The sequence below is a fragment of the Pseudomonas sp. R5-89-07 genome (assembly GCF_003851685.1).
In the GTDB taxonomy this organism is placed as follows: Bacteria; Pseudomonadota; Gammaproteobacteria; order Pseudomonadales; family Pseudomonadaceae; genus Aquipseudomonas.
This window is the reverse complement of sequence record NZ_CP027727.1, coordinates 895,401-918,950: the sequence shown is the minus strand read 5'-3', so window position 1 is coordinate 918,950 and position 23,550 is coordinate 895,401. Positions and strand designations below refer to the sequence as shown.

Annotated in this window: 16 protein-coding genes, 4 tRNA genes and 2 pseudogenes; 9 read left to right on the top strand and 13 right to left on the bottom strand. The window is 51.7% G+C overall.

All coding sequences use genetic code 11. The features are described 5' to 3' along the window. Window positions 1–8: 8 nt before the first annotated feature. Window positions 9–593 carry a fimbrial protein gene (locus C4J94_RS04050; protein WP_124369556.1) on the bottom strand — a complete coding sequence of 195 codons (585 nt, stop codon included), beginning with the start codon at window positions 591–593 and terminating at the stop codon, window positions 9–11. 762 nt (window positions 594–1,355) lie between these two features. Then, complete coding sequence (locus C4J94_RS04045; RefSeq protein ID WP_124369555.1) at window positions 1,356–2,261, bottom strand: cation diffusion facilitator family transporter; 906 nt, start codon at window positions 2,259–2,261, stop codon at window positions 1,356–1,358. A gap of 883 nt (window positions 2,262–3,144) precedes the next feature. Between C4J94_RS04045 and C4J94_RS04040 the strand changes: the two genes are divergently transcribed. Then, window positions 3,145–3,852, top strand: a complete 708-nt coding sequence (locus C4J94_RS04040; protein ID WP_164485551.1) for a peptidoglycan DD-metalloendopeptidase family protein — start codon at window positions 3,145–3,147, stop codon at window positions 3,850–3,852. 312 nt (window positions 3,853–4,164) lie between these two features. Here C4J94_RS04040 and C4J94_RS04035 read toward each other — a convergent pair. The 4 genes and pseudogenes from C4J94_RS04035 to C4J94_RS04020 all read right to left on the bottom strand — a co-directional run. Beyond that, window positions 4,165–5,011, bottom strand: a pseudogene (locus C4J94_RS04035) (IS5 family transposase); the annotation flags it as partial. Between the two features lie 137 nt (window positions 5,012–5,148). Next, window positions 5,149–6,987, bottom strand: coding sequence for a Gldg family protein (locus C4J94_RS04030; RefSeq protein WP_124369554.1), 1,839 nt, complete (start codon window positions 6,985–6,987; stop codon window positions 5,149–5,151). A gap of 9 nt (window positions 6,988–6,996) precedes the next feature. Further along, window positions 6,997–7,730: pseudogene (locus tag C4J94_RS04025) on the bottom strand (ABC transporter permease subunit). Further along, window positions 7,727–8,650 carry an ABC transporter ATP-binding protein gene (locus tag C4J94_RS04020; RefSeq protein ID WP_124369552.1) on the bottom strand — a complete coding sequence of 308 codons (924 nt, stop codon included), beginning with the start codon at window positions 8,648–8,650 and terminating at the stop codon, window positions 7,727–7,729. Before C4J94_RS04020 ends, C4J94_RS04025 begins: the two are co-directional and overlap by 4 nt. A gap of 284 nt (window positions 8,651–8,934) precedes the next feature. Between C4J94_RS04020 and C4J94_RS04015 the strand changes: the two genes are divergently transcribed. The 6 genes from C4J94_RS04015 (at window position 8,935) to C4J94_RS03990 (ending at window position 15,468) form a co-directional block, all read left to right on the top strand. Continuing rightward, complete coding sequence (locus tag C4J94_RS04015; RefSeq protein WP_124369551.1) at window positions 8,935–10,047, top strand: hypothetical protein; 1,113 nt, start codon at window positions 8,935–8,937, stop codon at window positions 10,045–10,047. Between the two features lie 772 nt (window positions 10,048–10,819). Beyond that, complete coding sequence (locus tag C4J94_RS04010; RefSeq protein WP_124369550.1) at window positions 10,820–11,248, top strand: TIGR03757 family integrating conjugative element protein; 429 nt, start codon at window positions 10,820–10,822, stop codon at window positions 11,246–11,248. Next, window positions 11,245–12,186 (top strand): TIGR03756 family integrating conjugative element protein, encoded by a 942-nt coding sequence (locus tag C4J94_RS04005; RefSeq protein ID WP_124369549.1) that lies wholly within the window; start codon window positions 11,245–11,247, stop codon window positions 12,184–12,186. The genes C4J94_RS04010 and C4J94_RS04005 overlap by 4 nt, the downstream gene beginning before the upstream one ends. After that, complete coding sequence (locus tag C4J94_RS04000; protein ID WP_372239254.1) at window positions 12,183–13,568, top strand: integrating conjugative element protein; 1,386 nt, start codon at window positions 12,183–12,185, stop codon at window positions 13,566–13,568. The genes C4J94_RS04005 and C4J94_RS04000 overlap by 4 nt, the downstream gene beginning before the upstream one ends. Window positions 13,569–13,576: 8 nt before the next feature. Then, entirely contained in the window at window positions 13,577–13,957 is a 381-nt protein-coding gene (locus C4J94_RS03995; RefSeq protein ID WP_124369547.1) for a hypothetical protein, read from the top strand. After that, window positions 13,954–15,468 carry a conjugal transfer protein TraG N-terminal domain-containing protein gene (locus C4J94_RS03990; protein ID WP_124385072.1) on the top strand — a complete coding sequence of 505 codons (1,515 nt, stop codon included), beginning with the start codon at window positions 13,954–13,956 and terminating at the stop codon, window positions 15,466–15,468. Before C4J94_RS03995 ends, C4J94_RS03990 begins: the two co-directional genes overlap by 4 nt. Before the next feature lie 31 nt (window positions 15,469–15,499). Here C4J94_RS03990 and C4J94_RS03985 read toward each other — a convergent pair whose 3' ends face one another. After that, window positions 15,500–15,823 (bottom strand): hypothetical protein, encoded by a 324-nt coding sequence (locus tag C4J94_RS03985; protein ID WP_124369545.1) that lies wholly within the window; start codon window positions 15,821–15,823, stop codon window positions 15,500–15,502. Between the two features lie 235 nt (window positions 15,824–16,058). Beyond that, a complete protein-coding gene (locus tag C4J94_RS03980; protein WP_177413440.1) occupies window positions 16,059–16,613 on the bottom strand; it encodes a hypothetical protein in 555 nt (184 codons plus the stop codon). A 138-nt stretch (window positions 16,614–16,751) separates the two neighbouring features. Between C4J94_RS03980 and mobH the strand changes: the two genes are divergently transcribed. Both mobH and xerC read left to right on the top strand, forming a co-directional pair. After that, on the top strand, window positions 16,752–18,638 hold the full coding sequence (mobH, locus tag C4J94_RS03975; RefSeq protein WP_124372387.1) for a MobH family relaxase: 1,887 nt from the start codon (window positions 16,752–16,754) through the stop codon (window positions 18,636–18,638). Further along, complete coding sequence (xerC, locus tag C4J94_RS03970) at window positions 18,635–19,954, top strand: tyrosine recombinase XerC (RefSeq protein WP_124369544.1); 1,320 nt, start codon at window positions 18,635–18,637, stop codon at window positions 19,952–19,954. The genes mobH and xerC overlap by 4 nt, the downstream gene beginning before the upstream one ends. 170 nt (window positions 19,955–20,124) lie before the next feature. On the opposite strand, the gene C4J94_RS03965 is transcribed toward xerC, so the two are convergent. From C4J94_RS03965 to clpB, 5 genes are all read right to left on the bottom strand, one after another. Then, window positions 20,125–20,201, bottom strand: a tRNA-Pro gene (locus C4J94_RS03965). 188 nt (window positions 20,202–20,389) lie between these two features. Next, window positions 20,390–20,465 (bottom strand) — tRNA-Lys (locus C4J94_RS03960). Between the two features lie 5 nt (window positions 20,466–20,470). Next, window positions 20,471–20,547: transfer RNA gene (locus C4J94_RS03955), tRNA-Pro, on the bottom strand. A 9-nt stretch (window positions 20,548–20,556) separates the two neighbouring features. Beyond that, window positions 20,557–20,632 (bottom strand) — tRNA-Asn (locus C4J94_RS03950). A 304-nt stretch (window positions 20,633–20,936) separates the two neighbouring features. Beyond that, window positions 20,937–23,501, bottom strand: coding sequence for an ATP-dependent chaperone ClpB (gene clpB / locus C4J94_RS03945; protein ID WP_124385071.1), 2,565 nt, complete (start codon window positions 23,499–23,501; stop codon window positions 20,937–20,939). Window positions 23,502–23,550 lie beyond the last annotated feature (49 nt).

Here is a 23,550-nt window from a genome sequence, read left to right as displayed (position 1 = left end):
ATCTAGACTTACTCGTAAGTCAAAGTAAATGGCAGAGTCCCGTTTGCGGTACCGGGTGCGACCGGACCGCCAGAGGCCACATAAGATGCTCGAAGAACGATATCAGCAGTATAGTTTGTCTCGTCCTCGCCTACTTCTTCCCCTACCAAAGGAGCAGTAATGGATTCGTTCGCGGAAAGGTTCAGCAACTCGTTTTCAGAATTGTAAACACCGATCCCCACACCTGTTGCAGTACCGACGGTCTTCAGCAAGCTCCCATTAACAAGATCTACACCCGAGCCCGAGAGCGGGTCGAATTTCATTTTTACGAAGTTCAAGCCTTCAGCAGTACCACCGCAATCCAATTTCACATTGATTGCAGTACCCGATACGATGCCTCCTTCAGAATTTTGAAGGGAGTCCATGGCAACTTTACCCAAATCTACATCAATATTTTGAGCGCTTGCATTGCCACCCGTTGAACCACCAGTAGCATCACACGTTACCGCAACAATTTCACCGGTAAAATTAATAACGCCATCAGCGGCCATTGCGGAGTTAGCGATAAAACCCGAAACAGCTATTGCCAGTAAAGTTTTCAAACTATTAGACATGCTTAACCTTCCTTTTACAGTAGAGTAGTTCTCAACACACGCCCCTGGAGAGCACGAAAATATTATCGCCCTTTAGCCTTGGAAAATAGTGCCAAGTTCTTACCCAGCCGCGGACAATTCGCCCCCCCCTATCAGATAAGTCCTACGCAGGCCGAGCTACTGCTGTTGTTTTTTAATTACAACTATTTAGCCCCCGCGAGAAGAAACTCCTTCTCCAAAGATTGACACCTCAATCGCAATCAATGCATTCGCTTATTTTTTATATTTTTTAGCTCATTACGTCATTAATCTTACAAACTGCCAGACATTTGACTTAATCAGACCAATCAGGATTCAGTACGAGACAATACGCCTTCACTAGCGCTATCAAGCGTCGGCGAATATCAATAGTGAATGTGCGATTTAGTTTTTTTGGGGGAAGTTTAACTGTACGGCTGTTCAGGTGATGCAAGCGCGTGCCTGGACTGCTTAACCAAAGACTTCGGGAACGTCGCCTAGTACTTACTAGGGTTCAAGCCCTCAATGACTGACTACCGTGGATTGATCCTTCGAGGCATCCGGGAAGCTGCATCTGACCATACCACCTCCTAACAGAGACTCGACTCGGTGCCCGCTTTCCAAGACCTGCAACGGCGCCGCGGTGAAATGTGACGTAATGGCAACGATGAGTAGCGCCGAAGATGATTCACTAATCTTTTTGCTGCAGGGGCTGGAGTCGGCGAAGCGTATAAATCCCACCCCTTTTGGTACAGGCCAGTCGCCTCAGGCAATCCACTTGCGATCGCCCGTAAAGCTGATCGTTAACCAGCGTGCCGGATCAACCTTACCGAGCTTCGCCGATATTTCTTCGCGGATGCGATCAAGCTGCCCTACACCGCGCAATTGATGCTCAGTCGGCAGCACAATATGGATTTCGATAAACCGCGCCCGACCATGCTTTTGTACATACGACACATATTCAATGAATCCATGCTCTATTTGAGTCTCATCCATCACCTTACGGACCTTTTCATCCAATTGATCGGGAGCAACCCCAAGCACGTCTCGCAATGCTGGCTTAAGTATTTTAAATGCAGGCATAAGCATGCACAGAGCCAACAGAATCAGAATCATTGGGTCGACATAGACCGCCCACTCGGCGTAACCCTGTTGCTTCAACAGCAATGCGGCGAGAAAACTCACCAGCAAACCCACTGAAAGCATCGCGTCCACCAACCAACTGACATTATCGAACTGGATAAGCGAGGACTTCAACGTACGATTGCGATGACGGATGTATAAGAAATAGCTGATACTAACTACGCTAAGCACCGCAGCAAAAGGAATTACCAGGTTCAGTTCGATTACGCGGCCACCATTGATGATGCCAAATATACCGCTGAGAAAAGCGTAAACTGAAATCAACAAAAGAAAGCTGCCTTCGATTAAGAGCACCATCGGCTCAAGGTGCCAGAAGCCAAACTGAAAGCGCAGATTGCTTCCCCTGGCGATCAGTTTTGCGGTGATCAGCATCAGCACCTTGATAAGGGTCGCGATCAGCGAGAAAAATCCATCGAACAGAATTGATTGAGAACCAGAAGCAACACCCGTGGCGACCGCAACGATCGCGACAACAAACATCAAAATGGTCGATTGTTTGAGCAGAACCTGCTCACCCCAATTACTCATAGTACCTCCTATTGAACCGTAAAGTAGTCGCCTCTGCGAGGTATTCCTAGTGCCTTTTGAAAGCAACGCCGTCTCGACTTTGTGTTCTTGACCGCCCTACGTTTACGGCAAAGTTTCGCTCACTTGAAATTGCGGAAAACCAGTAGAATCTAGGCTAGATAAAACTGGTTGAACAGCGCCGTACGTGGGTCATCCCCATAGCTCGAAACAGATGGTCAATAAACATCCGTGAATGCAAGTGAATTCTTTGGATTAAGAAATTGCGCTGTGGGGGCTTACAAGAAACACCCTTTTTATCACCTTGCCGGCCCGCCATCATATGGGACTTATCTAATATTCATCGCGATTATTCTGACCCATCCAACAGCGCGACTATTACGGGTGGTACGCTCACAACGCGCTGCGTGTCTGCAGTCCACGTCTATAGACACGCAGCGGCTGCCGCGGCCATTTTTAACTTGGTCAGCTCGCGGCCGAAACATGCTGTGACATCCCTAATTTGGCAGGAGTTTCGTTTGTAGGTTCAATGAGCTTTTTTACGGAGAGTTAATCATGCCTTTCGGATATCAGATATTCTTCATGATCATCTTTGCTGTCATCGTCCTCGCTGTCGGCGCTAGACTTGATATAAAGAACCACAAAGAAGAAACTGCGGCTAGACAGACGCAAAAAAAATCTAAACAATGATCCTACGGTTTCATTCCCAGATGCAGATTTCACTCGCAGAGCTCTATAAGGTTTTAAGACTGCTTAACCGACAATTATCCCAGCACGGATAGCGAAAACAGTGCATCCAACGCATGGGAAAGGTGGCGTATAAAAATGCTGCTAACATTGCTGGCGTACAGAATGTATATACATATCAAGACATAGAGGGTGCTGCTTGTTTTTAAGACTTATACTCTTCGCATTGCTGCTGACGCTTTCATCCTGCAGTTCTCCCTTCCCGGTCTTTCACAGCACCTCGACAAACAGGGATGCGCTCGGAGAATATAAGGTCAAACGAGGCGATACTTTATGGTCGATCGCTGCACATAACGGTCTGAAATGGAAGAACTTGGCTCGAAGCAACCGGCTTGCCTCTCCCTATACGCTAAAAGTCGATCAACTCCTACGACTTGAGGGAGCTCGGACACAGCCCAGAGGCGCCAGAAAAAGAAAAGTGGCTTCAATTAGCAAGTTTGGAACAGTGTCACTTCAGCCCCCCCCCACGAAAGAAACTCTGCAGGGTTGGAGTTGGCCAATCCATGGCGTATTGATCGGGCGCTTCTCCCCCGGCAGCAAACTAACCCAGGGAATCCGCATTGCTGCCGTCCAAGGGCAACCAATCTATGCCTCGCTGGGGGGCAAAGTGATGTTCGCCGGTTACATGCGTGGCTACGGTAACGTGCTAATCCTTCAGCACAGCCCTTCTTACACCAGTACCTATACCTACAATAGTCGATTGGTTGTCAAGGAGGACCAGATGGTGATCAAAGGACAGAAGATCGCCGAAGCCGGTGCGCAGGACACCAACCGTGCTCAGCTGTATTTCGAAATCCGTGTCAACGGCGTTCCGGTCGACCCGCAGCAGCTGCTACCGCCGGTTTGACCCACACCAAGGTGGCACTCAAGCAACTTTGACATTCGTTGTGTGACTTGAGCAATTGAGGGGCGAAGCCCAGTGGCGACTCCGCGCCGGGGTCGCGTCCTGAATTGCCCTGACGCTTCTACTACAAATGGTGTTGGACTTTCGTAGCCGTGCGGCAACTCACCTTTCTGACCTCAACGCCAAAGGCGAGGGTGTCCACTTAATTTGAATCTACCTGGGTTTTCTAGAAAAATAGCCTTGGCACCTGCTCCCTCCAAAGCCATGCTGACCACCGCCATAGTGTTTGGTCGTTACTTTGCATAGATAGCTAGGTTTGTATGAAAAGCAGCGCCGCATACAATATAGGTAGCAGGCCAGCGATACCATGGCTGCAAAACTTTTCGCCAGCTTGTCGCAGCAAGTGCGACTCTGCGGTTCTTTTTTGGTCAGCAAAATTACCCGTTCAATGATATTCCGTTGCCGATATTTTGGACTATCAGATAATCGAGGCAGCCTGGTCTGATTTTGCGCGGCATGGCGCGCAAGTGGATCTGGTTGCATCCGGTAACGGTCGCTGTAGTAAGGTAGGTGTTCTGCGTCATGGCCTTTGTCAGCCAGTACCAGCAGCTCTGCTTGCGTAATCGCCCTAGCTTACCGGTAATTCCTACTTGCTCCAGTAGCGGCCGGACGTGAGCGATATCGCCGGCGCGCCCCCGGCGGGGCATGAAGCGTAATGTCACGCCATTGGCGTCGCAGGTCACGTGAAACTTGTCAGGCCGCTTCGACTGCGCCCCAAGGCAGGGTCTATTGGTTCTTCAGCCTTTCTTTCCGACACCTGAAGAGGATCGGGTTGCACGTTCCGCTATGAATCGATAATCCAGGTGCCCCAGATCGATCAGTCGTCCTGACTCCACTTGATATGCGAACGTTCCAGTATCTGGCCGGACGTACCGCCATCGCGCCAGCACAAAAATGCTGATACACCGTCTACCAAGGCCCAAATCGTTCAGGCAGGCCACGCCATGCAGCGCCCGAGCACAGGATCCAAAGGATCCATAAAGTTCTAGACGATCATCGCTGTGTGGTTGACCCATTTTCTACTCGGAAGAAACCAGATCCTTGATCGATTCTAGGATGCATCGGAAAGTTCGTAACGCACTGCATGCGGATCTCTAGCCAATCATGGCGGCAATTTTACCGTACCCACTTTTCATGCAAAACCTAGTCAAAAACGGGCGCAGAAAAAAAGAGTGCAACTATTGATATCGCCATAGGGCGGAGAAACATAGATATTATCTGAAGCACCAAAATCCGCGATTAAGACGGCCGCCTCCGCATCCGGATACGCCGTATCCCGCAAATCATTAACATGCAGAGCGTTAGCAAGAATGGAATAAAAGCAATATTGATCACTTTCAGTTGTCGTCCTAAAGCGCCAATATCGCTATTGAGCTCATATTGCAACTCGCGTAACTGTTTACGGATATGGATTTTATTCCTCATAAACTCTCGAATCATGGCCTGTTGCCGCGCCTCAGATTCATCCGAGCTTTCGGCCGCTGAGGTGTGTATATCCTGCATCTTGCGCTCGGTTTCATCAAGCTGCTGCTGAAGTGCAGACTGCTTATCCAAAACGCTCATTTGCGCCTTGCGCTGCATTTGCTCCACACGCACAAAGCTGCGGTCGTGCCGCCCGCGAGCACGTAAGCCATTGAGCGTGTCCGATCCGCTTAAACTATCCAGTGCCCCCATCACGAACGCAGCGTTGTCCGACCATGGTTTCAGCCCTACGCTGATGTCCGGCTGGTGCAGCCACATCGAGTCACTCAGTAGATCCGTATCGGCTACTACAATGACATTTATTTGCTTCGCCTGCTTAACCCCCCCCTCATGATCTTCAATACCATCAGCAAAAGCAGATGCCACCGGCCCTTGGATTCTGGCAGCCACGATATATCGTTGCGTAAAGAGCTTTAGCATCTTCATCAGCCGATCATGATCATCTGATTTATCGAAATAGCTCACCTCCATCGGTAACGCATAATCAGAGCTGTGTATGAGCGGAGTAAAGTGCGTCGAAGCACCTGGTATTGACTCTATTATGCCGGCGGTACTCATACTTATAACTTCCAGCCCGGCCGTACTCGGATCGTTCTGATTGAATGCATTCCTTGAAAACTTGAGTGTGAATGGGAGTGGCGTTGCTACTACTTCCTCTGCGGTGCCACCAAGCATGGTGTAGGCGCCGTCAGCCAATATCTTTCCGGTCTGCATCCGAACCCCCCATGCTTCAAGCAGTGGTGCCAGATCAGAAGATTTGTCTTTACTCAAAATACCAAAGTGTTCGGCTCCGGGATCCAGCTCGCTCAATGGGTCGATAAAAGCCAGCAACTTGCCCCCCCTCAGAACAAACTGATCAATGGCGTAGAGCGTTGCCTTTGACAATTGCTTTGGATGAACCAGCATCAAGACACTCACATCTTTGGGTATTTCCTTGACATCCGCCGCTACCTCTCGCAAATCGTATGCTTGACCTATTTCTTCGGCCAGCATCCAGCGTTCGGCCATGCGTTTCGTACGCACATCGTAAGCGCCATTTAACGGCAAACTTGTAACCAGCCCAACTACGGGACGCTTAGGCTGATTTAGAACCTGGACAAGGCGGCTGATTTCATATTCAAGTCTATTCTCTTGATCTGGAAAAAAAAACGGAATAACGTGGGTGGTATTCTGCGAGTCGATGCCGGCCAGCCCCAAATAGACGGGCGCAGCGCCCTCTCCCCACAGCATAGGCTCAAGACCTAAACCATTTGCGCGATCCTCGTCATCGGAATACGGTACAGGATCTATGACATGCAGACGAATTGATCCTTTAGCCTCTCGCTCGTACACTTTGAGCAGCTCTTCTACACGCAATGCATAACTTCGTATAGCGCTCAACTCCCTTGAGCTGGAATTGGAGTAAAAAAAGTATAACTCTATAGGCTTCTCTAAGCCCATAATTATTTTTTGGGTATCCGAACCGATGGAATAGAGTTTATCCTCCGTCAAGTCCAAGCGAATGTTAGTCAGCCACTGCCCACCCAGCATATTGAACGCCAAAAAAAACAGAGCTATCAATAGAAGCCCCGTGCCAGAATATATAATTCGCCTCATATCCTTCCTTTATTCCGCTTTCTTCAGATTGATGACCACGGTGGTAGCGGTCAACCAAGCCGCAATTGCACTGAAAAAATATAGCGCATCGCGCACATCAATTACCCCCCTGCTGATTGCCTCAAAACGAGCCAGAATGCTAATCGAAGCTAATAAATCAATAGTCCATTGCGGGGCCCATGGATTAAGTGCGTCCAGTACAAGGGGAAATCCACTGACGACAAATAAAAAACATACGACAAGTGTTAGAATCAACGCGATTACCTGACTCTTAGCAAGCGCAGACATACAAGAACCGATCGAAAGGTAAGCCCCCACGAGCAACCAACTACCTATGTACCCCGCAAAGATAATTCCATTATCGGGGTTACCTAAATAATTTACAGAAATCACTAACGGAAATGTTAAAAGCAAACTAACTCCCGCCACCACCCACGCGGCAAAAAACTTCCCCAACACCACATTTCGCGTTGCTACCGATAACGTGAGCAGTAATTCGATGTTTCCGGACTGTCGCTCTTCAGCCCAAAGGCGCATAGTGAGCGCAGGAGCCAGAAATAAATACAACCACGGATGGATACCAAAAAAGAGACCAAGTCAGCTTGATTGCGCTCAAAAAAACCTCCGACATAAAATGTAAGAACGCCGGACAGAACCAGAAACACCTCAATAAATATATAGGCCAAAGGAGAGACGAAATAGCCGCACAACTCGCGCTTAAAAATAACGAATATCGGCGTCATGGCTTACCTGCCTTGGTTATCTTCCTAAAAACTTCATCCAGACGCCCTCTCTCCAGCTCCAATGCTTTGACCTGCCAACCACGACTTGCTACCAACGCGCTTACCGCCGGAAAAATCACTGCACCTGGTCGGGCCAGTATTGTAAAACAATGCCCAGTCTTCCTTTCCTCCACTCCGGCAACTCCCGGCAGCATTGCTAGGGCCATCAGGTCTATAGGTCCATCAATCAATAGCGTGACGGCTTGGTAATAACGACAACGCCTTCGCAATTCTTCAGGCGAACTATCCGCCAAGACCTTACCTGCACCTAATATCACGGCACGACTGCAGATTGCCGAAACCTCTTCAAGCAAATGCGTAGAGATAACGACTGTTTTGTCCTGCCCATACCTCCGGATCAGCTCGCGCACCTTGTGTTTTTGATTCGGATCCAACCCATCTGTAGGCTCGTCCAAGATCAATATCTTTGGGTCGTGCAAGATCGCCTGCGCCAGCCCAACACGACGGACAAATCCTTTCGACAATTGCGTAATGGGCAATCCAACAACCCCCCCCAACTCCAGCATGTCTATCGCACGCTCCACTCGCTCACGCCTTTCGGCGCCACGGTATCCTCGGGCACCGGCAATAAACTCAAGAAATCCTCCTACTCGCATCTCCACGTAACAGGGCGCCCCTTCCGGCAGGTAGCCTATTTGCTGCTGCACTTGGAGAGTCTGCCTCCGAACATCGAGCCCCAAAATACGAATCGTACCTGAGGTGGGTGCCAGAAACCCTGTCAGCATTCTCATTGTCGTGGTCTTGCCTGCGCCATTGACTCCCAGAACGCCCAAAACCTCCCCGGATCCGACGTGAAGAGAGAGATTATCTACCGCAATATGCCGAGAGAAGCGCTTGGTAAGATTGAGTATTTCGATCATGGCTTCCCCTTTTCAAAAACTGTATTTGATAAGTCGTACGCCGCGCATAAAAAAGCGCACAGATGCATGCCGACCCACATGCGAGCGACGAAGGCCGCATAATTTATAAGTTAGGCCGACGATAAAGCTTGCGTCGTGCGGCTGCTGAGAAGAACAGACTCAATCAGATAAATCTGATTGATATTCAGATTTATCCCATCAGCAAATGCGCAACATCTTAGATCGCTGCGGGGTCCAGTCGTCATATCCTGTACCCTATGATTCCTCAACCCGATGGAGAGCACATGCTGGTATCAACTTTTTCAATCCAACACGACAACGAAAGCACGCTGACGGCTGTGCATTTATGTAGCTTCGCGGTCCACGACATCGAGCAAAACTTTCTCGTTTACAGTCTGAACGAAAAGATCGACGACAACTCTACCCGGGTCTATCTGACGTCACTGCATCCCGATGACGATGGCCACAGCTTACTCCGCCCTCTTACAACCAACGAACATTGGGAAAGAGCTTCGGAAGTGTTCGGCCTTATTCTGCAAGAGGCATTTACAGGCGAGACGAGTACCACTAATACCAGTTTTCACCTATTAGACTCAAGTGAATTGATTATTTCGCCGACCGTGTTGAATATGCACAATACTCTGGACATCACGGAAGCCCAAATTACTAAGCTATTTAGTTTTCAACCTTTAACCCCTTACGGGCCTGCATTTCAGACAGAAATCACACCTGTAAGTTATTCGAGTGTTGAACAATCGGAAGCGCCCACAGAACAGCCGGCTCGAGAGATTGAGGAGAAAACAGCTGTGCCCCTGTCAGAACCTGCCGAAACCGTCCCTGCCGCATCCACTTACACAGATATGGCTTCTTCTGCTGTAGCCTCCCCCCTTCAATCCACTACGGTTCAAGATGAGTTGATTCAGGAGCCCACTTATCAAGTGGCTGATGATCAACCAATGAATTTTTCAGCTGCGTCAACTCTCTCAAACGAGATATCCTGGCTTCCAGCAACAGACACTCTTGACAGCAAAGCTCCAGTGGACGACGGGGAAACCGTACTTCAGGAACTTGATAAACTGTCAGATTTGGCAGTAGAGATGACGACACAAAGAAAACAAAGCAAACTTCACCAAGAAACTTTGGAATCTAAAGAATTACAATTGCAAGAGCTAGAGCGCCTATATGAAAAGAAAAACGAGCTATTTCTGCAAAATGTTAAAAATTTAGCTCATCGACAAGCAGAGCAAAATAGAAAGCAGGCAGAACTAACCAACCGGGAGAAGGTCCTTCAACGTATGGCCGAGGTACTAACAGTAAAGCAGAAAAAATTGGAAGATGCAAAAAACAAGCTTAATAATATACTGAAAACACTACAACCAGGCGAACATGATGTTTAAGGCTCCCTTTTAGCATTACAGAAAATCGAACCTCCTTCGCTTCTTACAGCGTTAATTTTGTTATTCTCGATCAATGCGACATCGCTAGTACAGCCGCCCTTATTCCATAGTATAACTCGACTGTGGAGATTGTTATGCGCGACAGCATTAGCAACCCCGCCCACTCGAATATGTGAGAGTACAAATATTCACTCCACCTAGAAGCAGTACCAGCATGCTCGGAATTTTGAAGTTCAACTGATATTGCGATATGCAAATCCAAAACGGGACCCATTCAATGCTGGCGTTTCTATCGGTAGTTATTAGAAATATTCGGTGCAACGCCATCTGTTTGTCGCGGATATGCAGATGTTTGCAAACCTATTTGGCGTTGAGCGCAGCAACTTGCGTGCTGTCGCCCCATGATCTTGGCCAAATACATGTGCGACGGGCGAATAACTCATCTAGCGATATTAATCTCTCAAGGTAATCGGCCGCAGGAGAAGGTAAGCTAGCTGAGACCTGACACAAATAAGGTGTTTCGCACTACTATCGTTGATAACGGGACCGGGAAGGGTAACGCTCATAAAACCGGCCCGAAATTACTGTATTGATAGCCAGTTAACTGCGTACTCGCGGCGTCGTCAATTTGAGCCGACCAAGTGCCATCTCAAATCCAACCCACACGAATTCGTCGCTCTCAAATACCCGAAGGCTCCAAATTCCTATTTCTTACTGCGCTCAAGACAGCCATCCGGTTTTCTGTACCTGAATCCATATCAGGTACGGTGCCATGCTCCAGATCCTTACCCACCTTAGCGAAACGCGGCGCTGGCTGTTTTCACTGCTACTGTTCTTGTCCACTGCGTCCCACGCGGAGACGTGGGTCATTACAAACCGAGCACATCCAGTATCCGCACCTTCTGGCGCTCGCGTCATCTTCCTGGATGATCAGCAGCGCCTTGAAGAACTACTTTCTAGACAACTACCCGCCGATCCACGCCAGGCAGAAGCGGCCATTCAACGCTACCTGGTCAGCCCTGCAGGGAAGCATCTGCAAAACGAGCTGGCCCAGGCCCAGCAGGGCGTCACAGACGCCTGGAGCCTGCGAGTCGAAAAACTCCCAGCCGTGGTCGTAGATCGTCGCTACGTCGTGTACGGCGAGCCTGACGTAGCTAAAGCCGTCGCGTTGATCGAACGAGCACGGAGCCTGTCACGATGAGACGCTCACGTTTTGCGATCCGGCCTTTGTCGCTGGCTATCACTTTCAGCCTGTCATTCAGTGCATCGGCTGCGATCAACTCGGCAGCGATTATTGCCTCGACCCTGTCACCAACCTGCCTGGAGTACAAAGTAGTCGGCATCTGCTATTGGCTGCTCTGCACACCATTCGGATGCAAAGTCAAAACCTCGACCAAGGTTCGTCACTACGTACCGGACGCTGTGGTGTCTGCATATGCGAATACCGGGATGAACCCTTGGATCGAGATGTCACCTCTTGGCACCCCGAATCCGATCGCCCAAGCGGGTAACGACGGCACTACCAATCACGTTGCCGAGAACAACATCATCAAATTTAAGGAAGCCGATGTCATCGGCCATCCAGGTGGTGCGACGTTGAGTCAGTTTGCCAGAGCCTCGGGCTATGTATGCAAAGGCGCAACCTTACCGCTTGTGCCTTACTTTCTCAGCACCCTTGACCCCATTGCTTGGAGATACGGCGTCCCAGAATCCGTATACCCCGAAGCGCTCATTCCGGGTATGCGTGAAGTCGGTAGCCTGCTCTCAGCAAGCAGTTGGGGGAACGTCTACCCACGTAGCGGCTTCCTTAACCAGACTGACGACTACAAAACGGGCGCAGTTATTGCGCAGCGTGCCGGCGACGTGGTTACCCGTCCAGGCCAGGTACATGTCTACTTGCCGATGCTCGCCCTTCCATACCCCGGCTACTGGCCTGCGGGGCCGTTACGCGAAGGTGACGCGTCCACTGGCAAGTGGCAAGAGCTCACCCCAGTCCTCAACCCGACTTGCGCAACCTTTCCCACCATCGGTCCGAACATCGATGCGCAGGATGGCGGCTACGCCTGGGCACTCTGGCGCCCTTATTCGTGCTGCCAGCGTCGTGGCCAGACCTTCCTCGGCAGTACGGACTTCCAATGAAACAGCGATCGGAGCAAAGCATGAAACTCACTACCTTGGCGATAGGGCTCGCCTGCAGCCTCAGCAGTGCAATAGCGCTCTCTGCTGATCCAATCAACGTCTCATCCTCCGGAAGCGTTATTGGGGACAACGTGCTGTATAGCATTGGCGGCGGCAACGCAGTAACCATGGGGAGCGCAGGCAACATGGATAGTATTTCTGTGGGAGGCGGTTGGAATACCAACCTGATCTGCGGAAACATGAGCCTGAGCACAACCCTAGAAAACCAATTGAATGGTGCCACTTCCGGCTTCAAAAACATCATGAGCTCGGTGGTACAGAGCGCCACCAGCGCCGTGGCTTCGCTGCCGGCACTGATTCTTCAACGTGCGAACCCGGCGCTATACAACCTCATAACCAACGGCATTTTGCAGGCCCGCTTGGACTTCGACCGCTCCAAAGGCACCTGCCGCGCCATTGGCGAAAAAATGGCGGATATCGCCGGTAACCAAATGGGCTGGGGCAAGCTTGCTGAAGGTCAGGCTATGAGTCAGGCGCTAACATCCAACACGGACGCAGTATCGGCGGTGGAACAAGTCGAAAAGAAAGGTGGCAACGATGGCGTCACTTGGGTTGGTGGTGATAGAGCAGGTGGTTCCGGTCAAAAGCCAATTCGTATCGTAGGCGACGTCACCAAGGCGGGCTACAACCTTCTGAACAAGCGCGCGGCCGGCGACACCGCATCCATCAGCAAAGCGAACTGCAACAACGGCATGGTGTGCAATGTCTGGTCATCGCCCCAAGAAGCCACCACCTTTGCCACTCGTGTCCTGGGTGAACAACAACAGCAGACCTGTGACAGCTGCCCTAAAACGGTGACAGCCGCAGGCGTCGGCCTCACGCCGCTGATCCAGGAAACGTACGAAACCAAGCTGAAGGCCCTGCAGGAACTGCTGAGCGGAAGCAAAACGCTGTCGCTAGAAAACCTGGAAGCAGCGAGCAGCAACTCGTTACCCATCACACGAGGCGTTGTAGCAGCACTCAAGGATGAGCGCGACCAGGACGTACTCGCTCGCCGGCTTGCTTCCGAAGTCGCGTTGTCCGATGTGCTGGAGAAAGCCCTGACCCTGCAGCGCACGTTGATGGCAGGCAGTCGGGAACCGAACGTCGCGGCAAATGACCTCGCCGTGCAGGCAGTCGGCCAGCAGAGCTCATCCCTACAACAGGAGATCGGCAACCTCAAAATGGAACTGGACATGCGTCAGCAACTCGCCAAGAACTCGCCTCTGACCATCATTGAACGCAGCAAAGCACGGGCCGAAAACTCTCGTGGTGTGTCCCAGGGAGCCCCAGAAACAGATCGATTGGACCAGTTGCAGTCACCCGCCCAGAACAAACAGTGAGAAAGGCCATGACCGATATGCCGGAGCCTGTCACCGCCTCCAATCGCTCGCTGGTTCGACGAACCGGGAGGAGCATTCTGCTTGTTCTGGGTGTTTTGCTCGCGACTACCGCCCTCGTAGTACTACTCAGCGCTGTCTTGATGAACATGTTCGACAGCGCTGAGCAATGGCAAGCCTGGCGTACCGACCACTACTGGCCGCTCTTCACCTGGCGCCTGGTGCTTTATATCGCGCTGTCCGTTGCCTGGTTCAAATTCAAGGCAGGGTTATCGAACTCAGAACGCTCGAAACGGCGCAAAGGTCTGTTGAAGATCGAGGCAATGGTGTTCCTATTATTTCTGATGGTTGAGCTGAGCAAGGTGCTGTATGAGGCAGGGGGTGACTTGTGACGCTCTACACCAATGATTATTTGGAGTACTACCTGACGTTGGTCGGTTGGATCATCAACAATGGTATCTGGGCGATGATTTCAGATACGGGCCTATTCGCCCTGCCCTTCTGCATCATCGTTATTCGAGAGTGGCTGAAAGTCCGTGGTGAGGGGGCTGATGAGGGCAACAAAGGCGTTCTCTCACTGGCACGTATCGAGACCAATATCTATGTTGGCTACATCGTCGTCGCATTCTTCGCTGTACCAGCCGTCAATGTGAGTTTTGATACCTTGGCATTCGACCAGAGTAGAGCTCAGCAATGTCAATACAACTTACCTAAACCCACAGACACAGGCTGGAACACAACATTCAGCTCACTGGCAGGAAAGAGCGCCCAGATGCCCATGTGGTGGGCGTTAATGCATGCATTATCAAAGGGGTTAACCAGTGGCGCGGTCGCAGCAATTCCTTGCGGAACTGATTTGCGACAAGTACGCATGGAAGTTAGCAACACCAAGATCAACAACCCACTATTGGCTCAAGAAATTGGGGACTTCACGCACGATTGCTACGGCCCCTCCCGTGCTAGACTATTCATGCGTCAACCTGAACTGGGCGCGCAAGGGAATGACCCTCGTTTTGCGCAAGAACTCAGCTGGATTGGTTCTCACTTCTTATTGAACACCTCGGGGTATTACGACACGGACTACTCCAAAACTCCAAGGACTTCTTGGCCTTATAACGCATCTCGCGATGTGGGTTTACCAGAAGTGAGTGGAGGTGGCGGCTATCCAACATGCAAACAATGGTGGTCGGATAGCGGAGTGGGGCTGCAGGATCGTATCAAGGCTCAAGTGTCGCCGGACCTCCTGACCAAAATGCTCGGCTGGGCAAAGTGGCTATCCCCGGAAGAAGTGACTGACTCGCTTGTCCGGCAACTGGTCTCGCCGTCGAACCAGGTGAAAGGGGATGTTTATACGGATTACGGGGGGCAAATCAACGGAACCGTGTGGAATGGAGCAGCCCGGGCAGCGGGGACTCTCGGAGTTGCATTAGGATCTATGGCCTATTTCCCAGCGATGGACATGGTTCGCCAAGCGCTACCGATGGTCATGGCGTTCTTGAAAATGGCGATGGTGATTTGCATTCCATTGGTGCTAATTGTCGGGGCTTACCAACTAAAAGTGGCCATGACTATGTCCGTTGTTTTTTTCGCTCTGATATTCGTGGACTTCTGGTTTCAACTGGCTAGATGGGTCGATACCACGATACTGGACGCTTTATATGGAGCCGGCTCTCCGCATTTATCATTTGATCCTGTGATGGGTTTGAACACTGCCACCCAGGACGCAATTTTAAACTTCGTGATGGGCTCGATGTTCATCATCCTGCCAGTGTTTTGGATAGGCGCGCTGGGATGGGCAGGGGTGAGCGCAGGAAAAGCGTTGGAAGGCCTTACCAGCGGAACAAAAGATGTTCAAAAGGCAGGTCAGGAAGGGGTGAATACTGTCAAACATAGCGTTATGTAACGTAAGGGTCTCATATCATTATATGAGTCCCTTAATCATCGTCGTCTACACGTTGACCAGCAACATAGTACCCATAGCCATCGGGGCCATAACATTGACCGTACTCTATTTGGTTTCTGCGAGGCGTAGGTTTGTGATTCAACGCCCAGAGCCCTCCACCCAAAACCAAGGTAAATACTGCAACGCTGATAATTCCGCTGAAAATGTCTGCAGAAAAATATAGGAGCACGGCAGCTACAACCAGACGCTTGACCCAACGCAGGGTACGGTTCTGACTGCACCAAACGAGGCGCGCAACCTGACCCAGGCCATAGCCTAAGCGACTTGCTACTCCCTGAGAGGTCTGTGCGGTCATGGTGCGTCTCCTTCTTACCCGATCTAGGGGCGATTTGACATTACTTATAATACCGATTTTTCTCTGCTGCAAGATCATGAGACAAACGGCCCTTGCCTTGCACCAGAAGCCCGCCCTTTTTCACAGCAAAATGGCCCAAAGGGTAAAAGGTTTTGTAGAAGCGAATGGAATGGTTAACAAGGGTAAAAGCCTTACCCGAAAGGGCCGCTTTCAGCGGAAAAAAGGACTAATCCCATCAACGCATCTCCCGAGTCGAATAAATTTCAACTAACTCGTCTTCTGTAAAATTACTAAGCAATGAAAAGTATTCAGCTCTGGACTCAACCGTCAACGGCTGGATAGAACCTAAATCAATAAGAGTTGAAACTGCCTCGTCAGGAGTCATTTCGCTAGTGAGTGGAGCTCTCTGCTCAGAGTAATAAACCTTGTCTGACGCAATAGCTACATCCAGCAAGTCTCGTACTTCACCATAACGAGCGGGACGCGCAGCGGTTAAAAACACCCCATCAAAAACGACCAAGACGCTGTCAACGTGAGGAATAATATATTTAGCTAAGGCGACAACCAAAGGAAGGTTGTTGTCCCACCTTGCTTCTTCATCGTCAAGATCATTCCCTACGCTAGCAAAAAGAATGATCTCATCACACTTATTGTCACGTATCAAATCACAAAGTGCCCAAACATTATCTGAGGTTGATTTCGTAGCGTAGCGAAGTGAAACCATCATTTTTTCCTGACATGGTCGATCTGCGGCACCGTACCTTAGGCCGAAATGACGATAATTCTGCATTCCTTTCTCCGTCACCACCATAGAAAGATGGCTTTTCGCCAAAAGAAATACCCGAGACCACCAGTGATCCTTTCCCCTTGCTCGCCCCCCTTTGGATAGGAGAAAAGCATGGCCCATGAATCATTTATGGAGCAGGCGATGTTCTCTATTTTCCGCCGCAATAAAGCGCTACCCGCCCAAAGCCCCTCCCCTAACGGTTTTATACAGCCGGCCTCTAGCCAAGCACTACTGGCATCGCCACGCCGTCAGAAACTACTGGAGAACATTTGGCAGCGCGCATCGTTATCTCGCTCACAGTTTGTCGAGCTCTATCGGCGTCCACTTGAGCGCTACGCGGAGTTGGTCCAGCAGCTCCCTGCTTCGCAAAACCACCATCATGCACACCCTGGCGGCATGCTGGATCACGGACTTGAAATCGTCGCCTATGCCTTGAAGATTCGACAGAGCTACCTGCTGCCTATAGGCGCACCGCCGGAATCCCAATCAGCACAGGCTGAGGCCTGGACTGCCGCCGCGGCTTATGGCGCTTTGATACACGACCTGGGCAAGATCGCTGTCGACGTGCACGTCGAGTTGATAGGAGGGAAAACCTGGCACCCCTGGCACGGTCCAATCGATCGTCCCTATCGATTCCGCTACGTGAAAGGACGCAATTACCAACTTCACGGAGCCGCTGCCGCACTGATCTACGCGCAGATCCTCTCCTCAGAAATCTTAGATTGGCTCAGTAATTTCCCCGAAGTGTGGTCGCAGTTAATCTTCATTTTGGTTGGTCAGTACGAACATGCCGGCATTTTGGGCGAGATCGTGGTCAAGGCCGATCAGGCGTCCGTCGCACAGGAACTCGGAGGAAATCCAGCCCGCGCGCTGTCCGCGCCCAAACAGTCTTTGCAGCGTCAATTGGCAGATGGGTTGCGTCACTTGGTCCGAGATACATTCAAACTGAATCAACCCGATGGACCGTCAGATGGATGGCTGACACAGGATGCTCTTTGGCTGGTTAGCAAGCCTATTGCTGATCAATTGCGAGCCTATTTGCTGACCCAAGGCGTTGAGGGTGTACCCAGTTCGAATGCACCTTTCTTCAACATGCTGCAAGATCAGGGGGTGATCCAGACCAATGCCCAAGACAAGGCGGTCTGGAAAGCCACGATAGACAATGGTCGTGGCTGGCGAAACACCTTCACCCTGCTGAAGCTCTCACCGGCGCTGATCTGGAATGATCCAAATGATCGGCCCACAGCTTACCTGGGGACGCTTGAAGTAGAAGCTGGCAATCCGGCAGAAGACTCTGCAGCTGAAAATAACGTCACCTCACCGGCAAAAAATTTGCCTTCGGACATTCAATCCAGCTCTAAGTCGGCGCCTTTAGCACCGGCACAGCCATCGCCGTTCGAACTCCCGCAGCATTTCTCGAGCAGTAACGAGGAATTTGACGAGCTACTGGCGCTCCTTGGTAACATCAATGAGCCATCAGAAGACACCAAGAACAAAGAGGTCTCAGCGGCACATACCGCGCCTCCGAAACTGGATGACATCCAGCCTTCCCAAACCTCCAATCAAGGAGGTGCGCCTCTAGCAATAATCGAAGAAGTCACCCCGATGCCTAGCAATAACACCGAGATCGGTCAGGGATTTGTTGAATGGCTTAAGAAAGGCATCGCATCCCGGACCATCATTATCAACGATACCAAAGCGTTGGTTCATACCGTAGCAGGGACCGCTATGCTGGTAACGCCTGGAATTTTCAAACGCTACGTCCTTGAATTCCCCCATATCGAACAGCAAGCCAAAGTACAGCAAGTCAGCGCCTGGCAGCTGGTTCAACGTAGTTTCGAGAAACAGAAACTTCATCGAAAAACGCATAAGAGTCTGAATATTTGGACCTGTGACGTTGTTGGACCTCGAAAATCCAAGCAGCTCAAGGGGTACTTACTACTAGACCCGCGAACAATCTTCTCTGAGGTCCCCTTCGACAATATCAGCCTGTCCTTGAAGTCAGAAGCAACGGAGCCGCCACAATGACGACGCCCTCGAATCTGACGGAGGAATACATCTTTGCCCATGATCTGCGGCCTGCCAGTGCAAAGATCTATCGTGCCTCGACCAAAGCACTACTTAAGCATTTCCGAACGGCCTCAGTTGAGGAGATCGATCATCGTGCGATTCTGACATGGCGAAAAAAAGTATTTGAGAACGGATTATCCAAACGCAGCTGGAACACCTATTCAAATCACCTTCGAACTGTTTGGGGCTACGCCATAGAACACGGCCTGATGACCCATACCACGATCAACCCATTCAAGAAAACCAGCGTTATCCCACCAAAGCGAGCCAGCAAGACAATCAATGGAGACGCCATCCAACGAGCACGCAACTGGCTCATATCCCTTGTAGGCCAAGAACGTTGTACGCATGAACGTAGCCAGATCACACCAGCCTGGTTCTGGCTCAGCGTCTTCGAGATGTTTTATTACACAGGCATACGTCTGAACGCCCTGCTGTGCCTTCGCTACAGAGATATCGACTGGGGCAACCAGATGATCTTGGTCCGCGCTGAAACAGAGAAGACCCATCGGGAGTTTTTCCTACCCATTATGGAAGGACTAGCTCCGCACCTATCCAGGATCCTGGGGGAGGCCGAGAAAATCGGATTTTCACCAGACGATCAGCTGTTCAACGTCAACAGGTTCTCCCGTCACTACCATGGCAAGGAAATGAACATCGACCAGGTAGAGTCAATGTACGGCAAACTCACCGATAAGATCGGCGTGCGCATGACCCCTCACCGTTTCAGGCACACATTAGCAACAGACTTGATGAAGCAGCCTGAGCGAAACATCCATCTCACGAAAAGCTTGCTGAATCACTCGAATCTCGCGACAACGATGAATTACATTGAGGCAGACTACGACCATATGCGTGCTGTTCTGCATGAGCGAAGCCTGGCTCAGGGCGCTCTAAGCCGAGTGAGACGGGTTGATCCAAGTGGCACACCCTCTGCCCCCTTACCCGCCAACATAGGTGTGCATTCACAGGACACCGCTCAACCAGAGCCCAAGAAGCTGCCAGCTCCACAACAATCTAGCAGCACAGAGATCAGTATTGATCGGCCGACCAAGTCGACTGGCCGAAGCGCGCTACAGAGGGCTCTCGAGCTCGCATCTGCGCAACTGCATCGCGAGTCAATGACATGCTCTATGGACCCACCAGTAGATCAAGTAGAGCAGAGTCTACTATTGACGCTAATGGCGAGCGGGCTTGGTGTCGGCACATTCAGGAAACGCACCTCGACTGAGCATTCAATGCGAAGCTCATCCTTTTCTCGAGCATCGCCCTAGTACGCTTATAATCAAAGCGCACTGGCTATAGGGGATTCTGGTTGGCCAGAGGCTTTCGCTTGCCCGGAATAAAGCACTAGGTCGAGATCCGTATTTTTTTCAGACGAACGGTACGACTTTGCTCAAGGCACAAAAAAAGGCGCCATAAAGACGCCTTTTTTCATTAAATATGGTCGGGGTAGGGGGATTCGAACTCCCGACATCCTGCTCCCAAAGCAGGCGCGCTACCGGACTGCGCTATACCCCGGAATGCGCATCGCAAAACCGACGCACATTGACATCATGACGAACCGAAACTACTGTTCGCCTCAGACGGCTGCATGTCTACGGCGATATCTAAGTGCTGTAACACTTTCCAAAACCGTAAAACCGCCTCTATCAGAGCTTCAACCTCTGATTCTAAGATTTGATTCCAGCGTTAACTGGTCTCAAAAATGGTGGGTCGTGTGGGATTCGAACCTACGACCAATTGGTTAAAAGCCAACTGCTCTACCAACTGAGCTAACGACCCAAATATGGTCGGGGTAGGGGGATTCGAACTCCCGACATCCTGCTCCCAAAGCAGGCGCGCTACCGGACTGCGCTATACCCCGGTTTGAAATTGGCTCCGTGACCAGGACTCGAACCTGGGACCCAATGATTAACAGTCATTTGCTCTACCGACTGAGCTATCACGGAACTACATATTTCAAATGTACAACTTCTACTGCGTTACAACCTTCTCTTCGACCCTGTCCGTATCGCTACGTTAGCGTCTCTGAGGCGCGCTATTCTACAATCTTAAAAACCCCTGTCAACCCTTTAAATTGCTTTTAAGACAATGATTTGCGCTTCTTTCTGATTTCTTCTTGGGGAGAAGAAACCCGTGGGCTGACGTTGCTGCGGGGCGCACTTTACAAGCCTTTGCCTTACAGTTCAACGCCCTATCGAAAAAAAAGGCCCCGCAATGCGGGGCCTCTTCTTATAGCAGTGCTTGCCAGGCTTAGTGGAAGACGATTTCGTCGTTCTCCACGGTTGCCTCGACGCTGGTACCCGGCATGAAGCTGCCCGACAGGATCAGCTGCGCCAGCGGGTTTTCGATCCAGCGCTGGATCGCACGCTTCAATGGCCGCGCGCCATACACCGGGTCGTAACCCACCGCGATCAGCTTGTCCAACGCCTCGCTGCTCAGCTCCAGCGCCAGTTCGCGCTCGGCCAGGCGTGCACGCAGGCGTCCCAGCTGGATCTCGGTGATACCGGCGATCTGATCCCGCGCCAGAGGCTCGAAGATCACCACTTCATCCACCCGGTTGATAAATTCCGGCCGGAAGTGCGTGGTCAGCGCATCCATTACCGCTGCGCGCTGGGCCTCGCGGTCGCCCACCAGTTCCTGGATCTGCGCCGAGCCCAGGTTGGAGGTCATCACGATTACCGTGTTACGGAAGTCCACCGTGCGTCCGTGGCTATCGGTAAGGCGGCCATCCTCCAGCACTTGCAGCAGGATGTTGAACACATCCGGGTGCGCCTTCTCGACCTCATCGAGCAAGATCACCGAGTAAGGCTTGCGCCGCACGGCTTCGGTCAGGTAACCACCTTCCTCGTAGCCCACATAGCCTGGTGGTGCGCCGATCAGACGGGCCACCGAGTGTTTCTCCATGAACTCGGACATGTCGATGCGCACCATCGCCTCTTCGGTATCGAAGAGGAATTCAGCCAAGGCCTTGCACAGCTCGGTCTTACCCACGCCGGTCGGGCCGAGGAACATGAACGAACCACTCGGGCGATTCGGGTCGGACAGCCCGGCGCGCGAACGCCGCACTGCGTTGGACACCGCCACCACAGCCTCTTCCTGGCCAATAACGCGCTGGTGCAACAGGCTTTCCATCTTCAACAGCTTGTCGCGTTCGCCTTCCAGCATTTTCGACACAGGAATACCGGTCCATTTGGAGACCACCTCGGCAATTTCTTCCTCGGTCACCTTGCTGCGCAGCAACTGGTTCTCACTGTGACCATGCTGGTCGACCATCTGCAGGCTACGCTCCAGGTCCGGGATGACCCCGTACTGCAACTCGGCCATGCGGTTCAGGTCGCCTTTACGGCGCGCAGCTTCCAGTTCCTGACGGGACTGCTCGATCTTCTGCTGGATCTGCGCCGATCCCTGCACTTCGGCTTTCTCCGAAGTCCAGATTTCTTCGAGGTCCGAATATTCACGTTCCAGGCGCACGATTTCTTCCTGGAGTTTCTCCAGGCGTTTCTTCGCCGCTTCGTCCTCTTCTTTTTTCAGCGCCTGGGATTCGACCTTCAGTTGAATCAGGCGGCGATCCAGGCGATCGAGCACTTCCGGCTTGGAGTCGATCTCCATGCGAATGCGGCTGGCCGCTTCGTCGATCAGGTCGATGGCCTTGTCGGGCAACTGCCGATCAGTGATGTAGCGATGGCTCAACTTGGCCGCCGCAATGATCGCACCGTCGGTGATCGCGACTTTATGGTGAACCTCATAGCGTTCTTTCAGGCCACGCAGAATGGCGATGGTGTCCTCTTCGCTCGGTTCTTCCACCAGCACTTTCTGGAAACGCCGCTCAAGCGCCGCATCCTTTTCGATGTACTGGCGGTATTCGTTGAGCGTGGTGGCACCGACGCAATGCAACTCGCCTCGCGCCAGGGCAGGTTTGAGCATGTTGCCCGCATCCATGGAGCCCTCGCCTTTACCCGCGCCGACCATGGTGTGCAGTTCGTCGATAAACAGAATGATCTGCCCTTCCTGCTTGGACAATTCGTTAAGCAGGGATTTGAGGCGTTCTTCGAACTCGCCACGGAACTTGGCGCCGGCAATCAACGACCCCATGTCCAGGGACAGCAGGCGCTTGCCTTTCAGGCCGTCCGGCACTTCACCATTGATGATGCGCTGGGCCAAGCCTTCGGCGATTGCGGTTTTACCCACGCCAGGCTCACCGATCAGTACCGGGTTGTTCTTGGTGCGACGCTGCAGCACCTGGATGGTGCGGCGAATTTCATCGTCACGACCGATCACCGGATCGAGCTTGCCCTCTTCGGCGCGCTTGGTCAGGTCGACGGTGTACTTATCCAGGGCTTGGCGCGACTCCTCGTGATTGGGGTCATTCACCGCCTCGCCACCGCGCAGGTTGTTGATGGCGTTTTCCAGGGCTTTCTTGCTCACGCCCTGGCCAAGCAACAATTTGCCGAGCTTGCTGTTGTCGTCCATGGCGGCGAGCAGTACCAGCTCGCTGGAGATGAACTGGTCACCTTTCTGCTGGGCCAGGCGGTCTGCCTGGTTCAGCAGGCGTGCCAGGTCCTGCGACATATTTACGTCGCCGGTAGGGTTCTGGATTTTCGGCAGTTGGTCGAGCTCTTTGCTCAATTCCTTGCGCAGGCTGTTGACGTCAAAGCCTACCTGCATCAACAAGGGCTTGATAGAACCACCTTGTTGCTCCAGGAGCGCTTGCATCAAGTGCGCCGGCTCAATCGCCGGGTGGTCGAGGCCGACCGCCAGGGACTGGGAATCCGATAAGGCCAACTGCAATTTGCTGGTTAAACGATCAATACGCATTAGTCACCTTCCTTTTGAGCAGGCCGGAGCTGTAAACACATCCTGAATG

What these genes read in the sequence shown, in the direction of transcription:
- C4J94_RS04005 (WP_124369549.1), top strand. Translation starts at nt 11,245, where the DNA reads ATGAGACGCTCACGTTTTGCGATCCGGCCTTTGTCGCTGGCTATCACT.
- C4J94_RS04045 (WP_124369555.1), bottom strand. Translation starts at nt 2,261, where the DNA reads ATGAGTAATTGGGGTGAGCAGGTTCTGCTCAAACAATCGACCATTTTG.
- C4J94_RS04050 (WP_124369556.1), bottom strand. Translation starts at nt 593, where the DNA reads ATGTCTAATAGTTTGAAAACTTTACTGGCAATAGCTGTTTCGGGTTTT.
- C4J94_RS03995 (WP_124369547.1), top strand. Translation starts at nt 13,577, where the DNA reads ATGACCGATATGCCGGAGCCTGTCACCGCCTCCAATCGCTCGCTGGTT.
- clpB (WP_124385071.1), bottom strand. Translation starts at nt 23,501, where the DNA reads ATGCGTATTGATCGTTTAACCAGCAAATTGCAGTTGGCCTTATCGGAT.
- C4J94_RS03985 (WP_124369545.1), bottom strand. Translation starts at nt 15,823, where the DNA reads ATGACCGCACAGACCTCTCAGGGAGTAGCAAGTCGCTTAGGCTATGGC.
- C4J94_RS04015 (WP_124369551.1), top strand. Translation starts at nt 8,935, where the DNA reads ATGCTGGTATCAACTTTTTCAATCCAACACGACAACGAAAGCACGCTG.
- xerC (WP_124369544.1), top strand. Translation starts at nt 18,635, where the DNA reads ATGACGACGCCCTCGAATCTGACGGAGGAATACATCTTTGCCCATGAT.
- mobH (WP_124372387.1), top strand. Translation starts at nt 16,752, where the DNA reads ATGTTCTCTATTTTCCGCCGCAATAAAGCGCTACCCGCCCAAAGCCCC.
- C4J94_RS04000 (WP_372239254.1), top strand. Translation starts at nt 12,183, where the DNA reads ATGAAACAGCGATCGGAGCAAAGCATGAAACTCACTACCTTGGCGATA.
- C4J94_RS03980 (WP_177413440.1), bottom strand. Translation starts at nt 16,613, where the DNA reads ATGCAGAATTATCGTCATTTCGGCCTAAGGTACGGTGCCGCAGATCGA.
- C4J94_RS04010 (WP_124369550.1), top strand. Translation starts at nt 10,820, where the DNA reads ATGCTCCAGATCCTTACCCACCTTAGCGAAACGCGGCGCTGGCTGTTT.
- C4J94_RS04030 (WP_124369554.1), bottom strand. Translation starts at nt 6,987, where the DNA reads ATGAGGCGAATTATATATTCTGGCACGGGGCTTCTATTGATAGCTCTG.
- C4J94_RS04020 (WP_124369552.1), bottom strand. Translation starts at nt 8,650, where the DNA reads ATGATCGAAATACTCAATCTTACCAAGCGCTTCTCTCGGCATATTGCG.